This is a genomic window from Streptomyces sp. NPDC048331 (genome assembly GCF_043201215.1).
Classification (GTDB): domain Bacteria; phylum Actinomycetota; class Actinomycetes; order Streptomycetales; family Streptomycetaceae; genus Streptomyces.
On record NZ_JBICYT010000001.1, the window covers coordinates 469925 to 482055 of the forward strand.

Annotated in this window: 15 protein-coding genes; 5 read left to right on the forward strand and 10 right to left on the reverse strand. The window is 72.3% G+C overall.

What is annotated here, in order from left to right; genetic code table 11:
- Positions 1-6: 6 nt before the first annotated feature.
- The 4 genes from ACGFYY_RS02155 to sigE all read right to left on the reverse strand — a co-directional run bounded on the left by ACGFYY_RS02155 (position 7) and on the right by sigE (position 3432).
- Complete coding sequence (locus ACGFYY_RS02155; RefSeq protein WP_393706607.1) at positions 7-453, reverse strand: sec-independent translocase; 447 nt, start codon at positions 451-453, stop codon at positions 7-9.
- 118 nt (positions 454-571) lie between these two features.
- Positions 572-1918, reverse strand: a complete 1347-nt coding sequence (locus ACGFYY_RS02160; RefSeq protein ID WP_393706608.1) for a trypsin-like peptidase domain-containing protein — start codon at positions 1916-1918, stop codon at positions 572-574.
- 54 nt (positions 1919-1972) lie between these two features.
- Positions 1973-2656 (reverse strand): anti-sigma factor family protein, encoded by a 684-nt coding sequence (locus ACGFYY_RS02165; protein ID WP_393706609.1) that lies wholly within the window; start codon positions 2654-2656, stop codon positions 1973-1975.
- Positions 2653-3432, reverse strand: coding sequence for an RNA polymerase sigma factor SigE (sigE, locus tag ACGFYY_RS02170; protein ID WP_199810289.1), 780 nt, complete (start codon positions 3430-3432; stop codon positions 2653-2655). The genes ACGFYY_RS02165 and sigE overlap by 4 nt, the downstream gene beginning before the upstream one ends.
- Before the next feature lie 178 nt (positions 3433-3610).
- Between sigE and ACGFYY_RS02175 the strand changes: the two genes are divergently transcribed.
- A complete protein-coding gene (locus ACGFYY_RS02175; RefSeq protein ID WP_030385883.1) occupies positions 3611-4273 on the forward strand; it encodes an O-methyltransferase in 663 nt (220 codons plus the stop codon).
- 43 nt (positions 4274-4316) lie between these two features.
- Here ACGFYY_RS02175 and ACGFYY_RS02180 read toward each other — a convergent pair whose 3' ends face one another.
- Entirely contained in the window at positions 4317-4835 is a 519-nt protein-coding gene (locus ACGFYY_RS02180) for a hypothetical protein (protein WP_393706610.1), read from the reverse strand.
- 229 nt (positions 4836-5064) lie between these two features.
- Positions 5065-5232, reverse strand: coding sequence for a DUF3117 domain-containing protein (locus tag ACGFYY_RS02185; RefSeq protein WP_003966491.1), 168 nt, complete (start codon positions 5230-5232; stop codon positions 5065-5067).
- Between the two features lie 333 nt (positions 5233-5565).
- Here ACGFYY_RS02185 and ACGFYY_RS02190 point away from each other — a divergent pair, with 333 nt between their 5' ends.
- A complete protein-coding gene (locus ACGFYY_RS02190; protein WP_109781242.1) occupies positions 5566-6369 on the forward strand; it encodes an enoyl-CoA hydratase/isomerase family protein in 804 nt (267 codons plus the stop codon).
- 30 nt (positions 6370-6399) lie between these two features.
- Here ACGFYY_RS02190 and ACGFYY_RS02195 read toward each other — a convergent pair whose 3' ends face one another.
- Both ACGFYY_RS02195 and ACGFYY_RS02200 read right to left on the reverse strand, forming a co-directional pair.
- Positions 6400-6978 (reverse strand): DNA-3-methyladenine glycosylase I, encoded by a 579-nt coding sequence (locus ACGFYY_RS02195; RefSeq protein WP_393706611.1) that lies wholly within the window; start codon positions 6976-6978, stop codon positions 6400-6402.
- The gene (locus ACGFYY_RS02200; RefSeq protein ID WP_365265430.1) at positions 6975-7328 is read right to left on the reverse strand and encodes a DivIVA domain-containing protein; all 354 of its coding nucleotides are present in this window, start codon (positions 7326-7328) and stop codon (positions 6975-6977) included. The genes ACGFYY_RS02195 and ACGFYY_RS02200 overlap by 4 nt, the downstream gene beginning before the upstream one ends.
- Positions 7329-7404: 76 nt before the next feature.
- Between ACGFYY_RS02200 and folP the strand changes: the two genes are divergently transcribed.
- Positions 7405-8265, forward strand: coding sequence for a dihydropteroate synthase (folP, locus tag ACGFYY_RS02205; RefSeq protein ID WP_393706612.1), 861 nt, complete (start codon positions 7405-7407; stop codon positions 8263-8265).
- Positions 8266-8467: 202 nt separating this feature from the next.
- On the opposite strand, the gene ACGFYY_RS02210 is transcribed toward folP, so the two are convergent.
- Together ACGFYY_RS02210 and dapE are read right to left on the reverse strand one after the other, a co-directional pair.
- A complete protein-coding gene (locus tag ACGFYY_RS02210; protein WP_393706613.1) occupies positions 8468-9235 on the reverse strand; it encodes a TIGR00730 family Rossman fold protein in 768 nt (255 codons plus the stop codon).
- Positions 9236-9299: 64 nt separating this feature from the next.
- Positions 9300-10379: a succinyl-diaminopimelate desuccinylase gene (gene dapE, locus ACGFYY_RS02215; protein WP_365265426.1), complete on the reverse strand. Its 1080-nt coding sequence runs from the start codon at positions 10377-10379 to the stop codon at positions 9300-9302.
- Positions 10380-10466: 87 nt separating this feature from the next.
- Between dapE and ACGFYY_RS02220 the strand changes: the two genes are divergently transcribed.
- A complete protein-coding gene (locus ACGFYY_RS02220; RefSeq protein WP_393706614.1) occupies positions 10467-11462 on the forward strand; it encodes a hypothetical protein in 996 nt (331 codons plus the stop codon).
- 254 nt (positions 11463-11716) lie between these two features.
- The gene (locus ACGFYY_RS02225; RefSeq protein WP_365265422.1) at positions 11717-12097 is read left to right on the forward strand and encodes an ATP-binding protein; all 381 of its coding nucleotides are present in this window, start codon (positions 11717-11719) and stop codon (positions 12095-12097) included.
- The last annotated feature ends 34 nt before the right edge of the window (positions 12098-12131 follow it).

The window sequence follows — 12131 nt, forward strand, 5'->3', positions numbered from 1 at the left end:
CGCGCCTCAGGTGGCGTCGGCGTCGAAGCGCGAGCGCTCCTCCGGGGCGGGGGCGGCGGGCTTCTTCAGCAGGTCCGGGCCGGTCACGGCGGGCGTGGCGGCGGCGGCCGAGGAGGTCGGGGCGGCACCGGCCTCCGAGCTCTTCACGGCGTCGGAGACGTCGTTGAGCTCCTTGCGGAGATCGAAGCTGGTGCGGATCTCCTTGAGGTCCTCGTTCTCGGTCAGCTGCTTGCGGATGAAGGTCTTCGGGTTCAGGTCCTCGAACTCGAAATCCTTGAACTCCGGGCCGAGTTCGGAGCGGATGTCGTGCTTCGCGTTGTCCGAGAACGCCCGGACCTTGCGGATGAAGCCCGTGACGTCCTGAATGACCTTGGGCAGTTTGTCCGGTCCGAAGACGAGGATGCCGAGCACCACGATCGTGACAAGTTCGAGTGCGCCTATGTCGTTGAACACCTTGCCGCTCCTCGGCTCTCTATCACTTCGGGCCCTGACACACGTTACCCGGCGTTGTCCACGGGCCCATACCTCCGGACCGGCTCCGCGGCGGTTTCACCCCGCAGTCATCCCGCGCTCATGATCCGTTCGCCGACCCGAGGACCACTCTCAGGGTGCTTTCGCGGCCCTGGCGGAGCACGGTGAGGGTCAGCGGGTCCCCCGGGCGATGGGCCCGGATCTTGATGATCAGCTCGTCGCCGCCGCGGACCCGTTGGCCGTCCACCTTGGTGATCACGTCCCCGGCCCGGATCCCGGCGAGCGCGCCCGGCCCACCGGCGACGACGGAGGGCTTGCCGTCCTCGCCCTTGTCCCCGACCCGGGCGCCGTCACCCGCGTAGTCCATGTCCAGGGTGACCCCGATGACCGGGTGCGTGGCACGGCCGGTGCGGATGAGTTCCTCGGCGACGCGCTTGCCCTGGTTGACGGGGATGGCGAAGCCGAGCCCGATGGAGCCGCCCTGCCGGGCGGAATCGTCCTTGTCGGCCCCGCGGATCGCGCTGTTGATGCCGACCACGTGGGCCTTCGCGTCGAGGAGCGGTCCGCCGGAGTTCCCCGGGTTGATGGGGGCGTCGGTCTGCAGGGCGTCGACGTAGCTGATGTCGCTGCCGTCACCCTTGTCGCCGCCCGCGGTGACGGGCCGGCCGGTGGCGCTGATGATCCCTGCGGTGACGGTGTTCGACAGGTCGAAGGGAGCGCCGATGGCCACCACCGGGTCGCCGACCTTCACGTTCTCGGAGTTGCCCAGGCTGAGCGGCTGGAGCCCGCGCACCCCGTCGACCTTGACCACGGCCAGGTCGTAGCCGGAGTCGCGGCCGACCAGCGAGGCGGTGACGCTCTCGCCGGTGCTGAAGGTGACCGTTATCTCCTGGGAGTCGGCGACCACATGGCTGTTGGTCAGGATGTGCCCCTGCTGGTCCAGCACGAAGCCGGTCCCCGTACCGCTGCCCTTCGTGCCCCGCACGTGCAGGGTCACCACGCCCGGCAGCGCGGTGGCCGCGATCCCGGCCACGCTGTCCGGGGCCCGGCCCCGGTCGACGGCGGCGGCCTGGGGCAGCTCCAGCCGGGTGTTGCTCCGCCGCTCGGCGAGGACGCCGAGGTAGCCGCCGACGCAGCCGGCGAGCAGGGCCGTACCGAGGCTGAGGGCCACCACCTGCCACAGCCGGATCCCGCGCGGGGGCCCGCCCCGGTCCACGACCTGCAACGGCTCGGCGCCCCAGGGGTCGTACCGCACCGCGGGCACCGGGGTGGGCGCGTCCGGGGAGGACGCCTCGGGGGCCGCGTCCTCGACGTGATCCTCGACGTGGCCCTCGACCCCGGTCTCGGGCCGTGGGGCGGGAACCCCTTCGCGGCGGCCGCCCTCGGCCGTGCCCTCGGGCCGGCTCCACCACTGTGGAGCCGGGTCGGTCTGCTGCCTGTCGGCCATGGGCGCTCCCCGCGTACCTATGCGCATGTGCCGAAGATTCAATCAGGTCCCGCGTCAGCGCAGCAGGGAGACCGGACGGGCCGGTGGTTGCGCGGAGGGCTGGAGCGGTGGCAGCGGGGTCGCCACCGCCGACAGGAGGGTCGGGACGGCCTCCGGTGTGGGCAGGCGGTCACGGGCCCCTTGATCGGCCACGGGCAGGGCGGGCCCGGGCCTGGACGCCGGGGCCGGGGAATCACCCCGCAGGTTCGGGTCCACCTCCAGTGGCAGGGCACCACCCAGCGCCAGCGCGGCCAGCGAGACGGCCCCGGCGGCGACGAAGGCGAACCGGCGGCGCGGGCGGCCCACCTCGTGGATGCGGAAGCCGTCCTGCGGTCGCGGCCGGGCGGCGATCGGCAGGCCGTACGTGAACGCGTCGAAGGGATCGGCCCCCGCGGCGCCCCTGGCGTCGGCCGGACGGCCGGGACCCTCAGGACCCACAGGACCCGACGGATCGTCGAGGCCGCCGCCCGGCAGCCCCTGCAACCGCGCCAGCAGCCCCGCGGACAGCGGCGGCGGCGCGCTCTCCACGAACATGGTCTTCAGACGGCGCTGCGCATCGGCCTCGGCCTTGCACCTGGCACAGGTCGCCAGGTGGGCCAGGACCCGGTCGCGCGCGTCGTGTTTCAGCTCCCCGTCCACGAGGGCGGCGAGCCGGTCGCCCAGGTGTTGTTCGGCAGGTGACGGACTGACCTCGCTCACTCGGCTCCGCCCTCTCCCCCGGCGCCCGGGGCGCCCATCGCCACTCCGGCCAGCGCGCGCTGCTCGGCACGGGCCTGCGGGGACCGGTGCTTGAGCGCCTTGCGCAGGTGCGAACGGCCGCGGTGGATACGACTGCGTACGGTGCCGAGCTTCACGCCGAGCGTCGCGGCGATCTCCTCGTACGACAGGCCCTCGATGTCGCACAGCACCACGGCCGCGCGGAACTCGGGGGCGAGGGTGTCCAGCGCCTGCTGCACATCCGCGTCGAAGTGGGTGTCGTGCAGGACCTGCTGCGGGGACGGCTCACGACTCGGCAGCCGGTCGGCGGCGTCGTCGCCGAGGGCGTCGAAGCGGATCCGCTGCTTACGGCGGACCATGTCCAGGAACAGGTTGGTGGTGATGCGGTGCAGCCAGCCCTCGAAGGTGCCCGGCGTGTACGTGGAAAGCGAGCGGAAGACGCGGACGAAGACCTCCTGCGTCAGGTCCTCGGCGTCGTGCTGGTTACCCGTCAGGCGGTAGGCAAGGCGGTAGACCCGCGCGCTGTGCGTGCTGACGATCTCCTCCCATGAAGGAGGGGTCCACGCCTGGGAGCCCGCATCGGCGGCAAAGGTCGCGGTGGTCGCGGCGTCGGCGGTGTGGAAGCGGTCAGCAATGTAGGTCACGGATTTCGGCTCACCCGCCGACCAGAAGAGGCGTCTCAGAACGCCCCCACGATCCACAGGCGCAGCCGCACCTCCCCTGTCGGCTCTGGTGGTGTCCAGTGGAGTCCCTACCATAGCCACCCCCTCTGTCAGCTCCGGATAAGCGTTTTTGCAGTATCTTTACGCGAGACTTAAGCCTTGGAACGGTCCTGGCCGCCGATCTGCCCGGCACCGTCCCCTCTTATCCCGCCTCCACCCTTCACAACGCCCGGTCCCATCTGCGGGTTCCCGACGTCAACGGATACAGTCACCGTTGCGCCAACTATGGGGACAGGAGAGGGTCATTACCGGCAACCGGCAGACGAGCTGGGCGTTCGCCGACGCGTTTGTCGCCGAGGACGACGCTCTGCGATGGGCCCGCGACCGGTCCAGGGAAGCGGGCCTGAGGTCCGTCTCCCCCGGCACCGGGGCCGCGCTGCGCCTGCTGGCCGCCACCGCGGACGCCAAGGCGGTCGCCGAGATCGGCACCGGAACCGGTGTTTCCGGCATCCACCTGCTGCACGGAATGCGCCCCGACGGGGTCCTGACCACGGTGGATCCCGAGGCGGACCGGCAGGCTTTCGCCCGCCAGGCCTTCCGCGCCGCCGGCTTCGCGGGCAACCGCGCCCGCTTCATCCCCGGCCGCGCCCTCGACGTGCTCCCGCGACTCGCCGACGGCGGATACGACCTCGTCTTCTGCGACGGGGACCCCTCCGAGTCCCTCGACTACCTCGCCGAATCGTTGCGGCTGCTGCGCCCCGGTGGACTGGTGTGCTTCGAGGGGGTCTTCTCCGACGGCCGCACGGTCGACTCCGCCGCCCAGCCGGTGGAGGTGCTGCGCGTCCGCGAGTTGCTGCGCAGCGTCCGCGAGAGCCCCGCGCTGGAGGCCGCGCTGCTCCCGGTGGGCGACGGTCTGCTCTGCGCCGTGCGCCGCTAGGCGGTGTGATCCGGATCCTGCCGGGCCGTGCAGGAGCCGCGGGTCAGGTCAGGAGCGCGAAGGTGAGGGCCGCCGTGCCGCCCAGGGCGGTGCCGGCGAGGAGCTGGGCCGGGGTGTGCGCCTCCAGCGCCGGCCGGGACCGGCCGACGGCCGCGGCGACCGGCGCCGCGAGGAGCGCCGGGGCCCCGAGGACGAGCAGCGGGATCATCACGGTGCCGCCGGCCACGGACCTGTGGATCGACATCTGCCGGCCGACCGTGACCAGCAGCGAGGACACGAGGCCGACCAGCATCGCGACGACGAGGGCGAACACCGGGCGGGGGGCGCCCAGGACGTGCAGGAGAGCGACCCCGGCGACGACGGAGGCCAGGCTCAGGGCCATCGGGACGACCCGCCGGCGCCGCACCCGGATGTGCCGGTCGGTCAGCGCGCCCCGGCGGACCCCCAGGAGGATGATCCCGATCGGGACCACGCCGCAGAACAGGGCGGCGAGCAGGCCCCGTCCGAGGCCGGCCCACGAGGTGGTGCCGTGCCGTCCGACGAGCAGGAGCGGCGCGACCACGAGGTGGGCGGCGCCGGTACGTCGGAGAGGACCCTGGCCGCCTTCCGGCGGGGCGCGCGGTGCGCGAAGGGGGCCGCGCGGGCGGGCGGGCTGAAGGTCACGGCACGCTCCGCACTGCTCGGGTCCGGGGAGGACGACACAACACTGCCCCGGCCGCGGATCGCGGTCGGGGCAGTGCAGAGAATGCAGAAACGCAGAAGGTGGAAGTGCTGTCAGTGTCCCCGTGGGGTCAGCCGACGACCTTCTTCAGGGCGTCACCCAGGGCGTCCGCCTCATCAGGGGTCAGCTCGACGACAAGCCGACCGCCGCCCTCGAGCGGTACGCGCATGACGATGCCCCGCCCCTCCTTGGTGACCTCGAGCGGGCCGTCGCCCGTCCGCGGCTTCATGGCCGCCATGCTCGTTCCCCTTCCTGAAACCAGCTCATCGTCAGCCGACGGCCCCATTCAGGCGCCTAATACCCGGCATCGAACACATTGCTTCCCAGCCATTATCCCGCATGTCAGGACCCGATGACCAACATCACCCGGGAACGCTTGGGCAACGCGCTCGGCCAAAACCACTCATTTCGGGGATCCGCCTGCGATACTTCGCCGCCGCAGCAGGGAAGCGGCATCAGCTTTCTTTGACGCACATCACATGTGCCCGCCCCGTCCGGTCCGCCATGCTGACCTTTGTACCGGACAGTACCGACCGGTAGCCAAGCCCGCGACGAAGGGGGACCCCCTGCCATGGCCGACAGCGTGCTCTACGAAGTGACCGACGGACTCGCCACCATCACGATCAACCGGCCGGACGCGATGAACGCGATGAACACCGAGGCCAAGGTCGCCCTGCGCGACGCGGTCCAGGCCGCGGCCGCCGACACCGCCGTACGGGCCGTGCTGCTCACCGCGGCCGGGAACCGGGCCTTCTGCGTGGGCCAGGACCTCAAGGAGCACATCGGGAACCTGGCCTCGGACCGCGAGACCGGCTCCTCGCTGACCATGACGACGGTGGCCGACCACTACAACCCCATCGTGCGGGCGCTCACCGAGATGCCCAAGCCCGTGGTGGCCGGGGTGAACGGTGTCGCGGCCGGAGCGGGCTTCGGGTTCGCGCTGGCGGCGGACTTCCGGGTCGTCGCCGACACCGCCTCCTTCAACACCTCGTTCGCCGGCGTCGCGCTGACCGCCGACTCCGGGGTCTCGTGGACCCTCCCCCGCCTGATCGGTGCCTCCCGCGCCTCGGACCTGCTGCTGTTCCCGCGTTCGATCAAGGCCCAGGAGGCGTACGAGCTCGGCATCGTCAACCGCCTCGTGCCCGCGGACTCCCTGCACGCCGAGGCCGAGGCCGTGGCCCGCACGCTGGCCGCCGGCCCGACGGTCGCGTACGCCGCCCTGAAGGAGTCCCTGGCCTACGGGGCCTCCCACACGCTCTCCGAGGCCCTGACCCACGAGGACACCCTCCAGACGCGTGCGGGGGCCTCCGAGGACCACTCCATCGCCGTCCAGGCCTTCCTCGCGAAGCAGCCGCCGAAGTACCTGGGTCGCTGACCGGGTCCCGTGACCCGGCCCGGCCCCGTCTCAGGCCGGGTCGCGGGAGACGCAGTCGACCAGGTGGTCGTTGACCAGCCCGCAGGCCTGCATCAGGGCGTAGGCCGTGGTGGGGCCGACGAAGCGGATGCCGGCTTTCTTCAGGGCCTTGGCGAGGGCCGTGGACTCCGGCGTGACCGCCGGGACCTCGGTGACCGTCAGCGGGGCCGGCCCCGGCTCCTCCGGGGCGTGGGACCAGATCAGGGTGTCCAGCTCGCCCGGCTCCCACCCGGCGAGGACCTTCGCGTTGGCCAGGGTCGCGTCGATCTTGGCCCGGTTGCGGATGATCCCCTCGTCGGCCAGCAACCGCTCCGCGTCCCGGCCCTCGAACTCCGCGACCGCCGCGATCGAGAAGTCGGCGAAGGCCTTACGGAAGCCTTCGCGGCGCCGCAGGATCGTGATCCAGGACAGCCCCGACTGGAACGCCTCCAGGCACAGCCGCTCGTAGAGGGCGTCGTCCCCGTGCACCGGACGGCCCCACTCGGTGTCGTGGTAGGCGACGTAGTCCGGCGTGGACAGCCCCCACGGGCAGCGCAGCAGCCCGTCCGCGCCCGCCACCGAGCCGCTCACCGCTCACCGCCCTTGCTCAGGTCGACGTGCCCGGGCGCGTCCGCCGGGGCGGCGGCGGGCGCCGCCGCGGCCGTCAGCTGCGCGATCCGCGCGTCCCGCTCGGCCAGCTCGGCCGCGAGCCGCTCCAGTACGTCGTCCACCTCGGCCATCCGGTACCCGCGCGGGGCGACGGGCAGTCGCAGCGCGTCGATGTCGGCCCGTACGACGGGCCGGGTCTCCGGCAGCCCGTCCGCGACCCGGTCCGGCTCCGCTTCCGGCAGGACGGCCTCCGAGCCGCCGCCGATCACCGCCAGGGTGACCGCTGCCACGACCACGACCAGCGCGATCATCAAGAAGAAGAACACGATCAACTCCCCTGAGAGACTCCGGCCACCAGGTTAAGGTCGCTGGCGAGGCGCAAGGGCCGCCGAAGGAGGAAAGAGCAGGATGCTGCGACTGGGCAGGCGCGAGTTCGACACCCACGAGCCGGTGATCATGGCCATCGTGAACCGGACGCCGGACTCCTTCTACGACCAGGGCGCGACGTTCCGCGACGAGCCGGCGCTGGACCGGGTCGAGCACGCGATCGCCGAGGGCGCCGCGATCATCGACATCGGCGGGGTCAAGGCGGGCCCGGGCGAGCACGTGGACGCGGCCGAGGAGGCGCGGCGCACGGTCGACTTCGTGGCCGAGGTCCGGCGCCGCCACCCGGACGTGGTGATCAGCGTGGACACCTGGCGGCACGAGGTCGGCGAGGCCGTGTGCGAGGCCGGGGCCGACGTCCTCAACGACGCCTGGGGCGGGGTGGACCCCAAGCTGGCGGAGGTCGCCGCGCGCTACGGCGCGGGCCTGGTCTGCACCCATGCGGGCGGGGTGGAACCGCGCACCCGACCGCACCGGATCGCGTACGACGACATCATGGAGGACGTCCTGCGCGTGACGCTCGGCCTCGCCGAACGCGCCGCCGCGATCGGCGTCCGCCGGGACGCGATCATGATCGACCCCGGACACGACTTCGGGAAGAACACCCGGCACTCGCTGGAGGCCACGCGCCGGCTGGGCGAGATGACGGCGACGGGCTGGCCGGTGCTGGTCTCCCTGTCCAACAAGGACTTCGTCGGCGAGACCCTCGACAAGCCGGTCAAGGAACGCCTGTTGGGCACTCTGGCCACGACGGCCGTCTCGGCCTGGCTCGGCGCGCAGGTCTACCGCGTCCACGAGGTCGCGGAGACCAGGCAGATCCTGGACATGGTCCGCTCCATCCAGGGCCACCGTCCCCCGGCCGTCGCCCGCCGCGGCCTGGCCTGACCCCCGACGGCCGGAGGCCGGCGCAGCCGTCCGAAGCCGGAGAGGCGCCCCGGCGCCGAACCGCGCGAGAACGGCGTCGAGAAGGCGTCATGGTCCGCTCCCTCCAGGGCCACCGCCCCCGGCCGTCGCCCGCCGCGGCCTGGCCCGAGGGAGGCCGCGCGGGCCCCGGCGGTCGTCCGCCAAGGGCTCGCGCGGGCTCGTCCTACTTGCCGACTTCCTTCGTCACCAGGGCGATCGCCTCGTCCACGTCGTCGGTGACGTGGAACAGGTAGAGGTCCTTCTCCGAGGCCTTGCCCTGGGCGATCACGGTGTTCCGCAGCCAGTCGATCAGGCCGCTCCAGTACTCCGTGCCGAAGAGCACGATCGGGAAGCGGGTGATCTTCTGGGTCTGGACCAGGGTCAGCGCCTCGAACAGCTCGTCCAGCGTGCCCAGGCCGCCCGGCAGGACGACGAAGCCCTGGCTGTACTTCACGAACATCGTCTTGCGGACGAAGAAGTACCGGAAGTTCAGGCCGAGATCGACGTGCTGGTTGAGCCCCTGCTCGAAGGGGAGCTCGATGCCGAGGCCGACCGAGACGCCGTTCGCCTCGCGGGCGCCCTTGTTGGCCGCCTCCATGGCCCCCGGACCGCCGCCGGTGATCACCGCGAAGCCGGCGTCGACCAGCGCGCTGCCGATCCGCACGCCGGCCTCGTACTCGGGCGAGCCCTCCGGCGTGCGGGCCGACCCGAACACGCTGATCGCGGGCGGCAGCTCGGCCAGCGTGCCGAAGCCCTCGATGAACTCCGACTGGATGCGCAGGACCCGCCAGGGATCGGTGTGCACCCACTCGGAGGGCCCCGCCGAATCCAGCAGCCGCTGGTCCGTCGTGCTGCCCGCCTGCACCTGGCTCCGCCTCCTCAGCACCGGCCCGAGCTGCTGCTCCTCGGGCCGACGACGAGCGGAACCCTCGGGACTGCCGTGGTTGCCCATGCTGTGCTCCCTCCTGCTGATCGTTGGATCAGGGTAGGCGCACAAAGGTGACGAGAAGCGGAATTCAGGAGGTCAGCCAGGCGCGGAGTCGTTCCTCGCAGTGCAGGATCGCCTTCGTCTCGACGCGTTCGTCGACCTTGTGCGCCAGCAGGGCGTCGCCCGGGCCGTAGTTGACCGCGGGGACCCCGAGGGCGCTGAAGCGGGAGACGTCCGTCCAGCCGAACTTGGGCATGGCGCGACCGCCGACCGCCTCCATGAAGGCCCGGGCGGCCGGGTGGGAGAGGCCGGGGAGGGCGCCGGGCGAGGAGTCGTCGACCACGAACTCGGCGATGTCGCAGTCCGCGAACACCTCCCGTACGTGGTCCAGCGCCTCGGCCTCGGTGCGGTCCGGGGCGTAGCGGAAGTTGACGGTCACCGTGCACGCGTCGGGGATGACGTTGTTGGCGACGCCGCCCTCGACGCGGACCGCGTTGAGGCCCTCGTGGTACTCCAGGCCGTCGATGACCGGCCTGCGGGGCTCATAGGCCGCGAGGCGGGCGAGGATCGGGCCCGCCGCGTGGATGGCGTTGGAACCCATCCAGCTGCGCGCGGAGTGGGCGCGCTCGCCGGTGGTGCGGAGCAGGACGCGCAGGGTGCCCTGGCAGCCGCCCTCGACCTCGGCGTTCGAGGGTTCCAGCAGGACCGCGAAATCGCCCGTCAGCCAGTCGGGGTGGGCGTCCGCCACCTTGCCGAGGCCGTTGAGGTCGGCGGCGACCTCCTCCTGGTCGTAGAAGACGAAGGTGAGGTCCCGGTTCGGCTCGGGCACGGTCGCGGCGATGCGCAGCTGCACCGCGACACCGGACTTCATGTCGGTGGTGCCGCAGCCCCACAGCACGTCGTTCTCGTCGAGTCGGGAGGGGACGTTGTCGGCGATCGGCACGGTGTCGAGGTGACCGGCGAGTACGACGCGCTCGGCGCGGCCGAGGTGCGTGCGGGCGACGACGTTGTTGCCGTAGCGGTCCACGGTGAGGTGCGGCAGGCCGCGCAACGCGTGTTCCACGAGGTCGGCGAGTACCTTCTCGTCGCCGCTCACGGACGGAATGTCGACGAGCCGGGCGGTCAGCTCGGCGGCGTCCAGGGTGAGGTCCAGCTCGGATTCGGACATGGACCTGACCCTAATGCCCCGGGCTGCGCCGAAGCCTTCCACGTCCGGCCGGTGGACGCGTCATATGCCTCAAGTACGGTGGGCCGCGTGTCCGAGACCCGTGATCCCCGTCCTCGTCGCCGCCGGCTGCTCCGGGCGGTCGTCGGCCTGCTCGTTCTCCTCGCGGTGATCGGGTACTTCGCCGTGCAGCGCGATTCGAACGGTGGCGGCGGCGCGCCGTTCTGCGTGGCCGGAGCGGATCCGATCGGGGCGGAGGAAACGTCCGCGACGTACGAGATGTCCCCGGAGCAGGCGGCGAACGCGGCGACGATAGCCGCCGTCGGCGTCGCCAAGGGCCTGCCGGACCGGGCGGTGACCATCGCGCTGGCGACCGCCATGCAGGAGTCCGCGCTGCGCAACCTCGACCACGGTGACCGCGACTCCCTGGGCCTCTTCCAGCAGCGGCCGTCGATGGGCTGGGGCACGCCGGCGCAGATCACGGACCCGGTGTACTCGGCCGCGATCTTCTACGACCACCTCGTCGACGTACCGGGGTACTCGCGGCTGCCGCTGACGGTGGCCGCGCAGAAGGTGCAGCGCAGCGGGTTCCCTCAGGCGTACGCGAAGCACGAGCCCGACGCGACCGTGCTGACGGCGGCGTTCGCCGGGGGCGGCACGCTCAACTGCGGCGGTCCCGCGCCCGCCGGGCCGGGCGACCCGGCGCGGGTACAGGCCGACCTGATCCGGATCTTCGGCAAGGACGGGACGCACACCATGTCCTCGCAGGCCGGGCAGGCCGGGCAGGCCGGCCAGGCCGGGGAGGCCGGCCGGAACTCCGGCGGCGGGTCGGGTGCCCCGGAGGCGGAGGTCAGGCTGGTGGAGAAGAAGAACGGTGGCGAGGAGGCGACGCGCCACAGCCGGGCGATGGCCCACTGGGCGGTGGCCCACGCGAAGACGATGGGCATCTCCCGGGTGTCCTACGGCCGGCACGGCTGGGTCGGGGGCAAGGACCGGGGCCGGTGGCAGGACAAGGGCGGCGCGGGGGGCAAGGACGCCGCGCACTACGCGGGGCCGGGCGAGGTACGGATCTTCATGGCCCGCTGATCCTCGGCGGGCCGGGGCACGCGCCGGGGGCGCCCGGGCTGACGTACGAGTGATCACTCCTGCGGGGGGATCGATGTAGCGGGCCACGGATCCCGGATCAGGACGGAAGCCCTGGTCGGCGGCCCTCCGATGCGCTTGTCGCGGAAGCCGATTAAACGATGCGTTACCGATCCTTTACCTACCGGCACCGCAACTCCACCCGCCCCGGGAGCGGTTAGTCATGGCGTACTCAGCCGCTACCGCTTAGGAGCAACATGTCTCTCCCCCTGACCCGTCGGATCGCCCGTGCCGCGCTGCTCCTCGCAGCCGGGGCAGCGCCCGTGGTCGGTGCGGCCGGTGCGGCCAGCGCCGCCGGTCTGGAGTCCGTGCCGCAGCTGGGCGCGCTCACCGCCCCCGACGCCGCGACGACGACGGACGCGGCCACGGACGTCGTCGGCACCGCCGGCAGCGCCACCAAGGACCTGCCCGCGCCCGCCGCCGACGTGGCCGGTACCGCGCAGGGACTGCTCGGCGGACTCCCCACGACGCAGGAACTGCCGGTTTCCTCCCTGCCGACGTCCTCGCTGCCGACGTCCGGCGTCCTGCCGGGCGGACTGCCCGGTGGCCTTCCCGGTGGACTGCCGCTGGGCGGCTGACACCGCAGGAACACCGAGGGGGCCGGGAGTACGT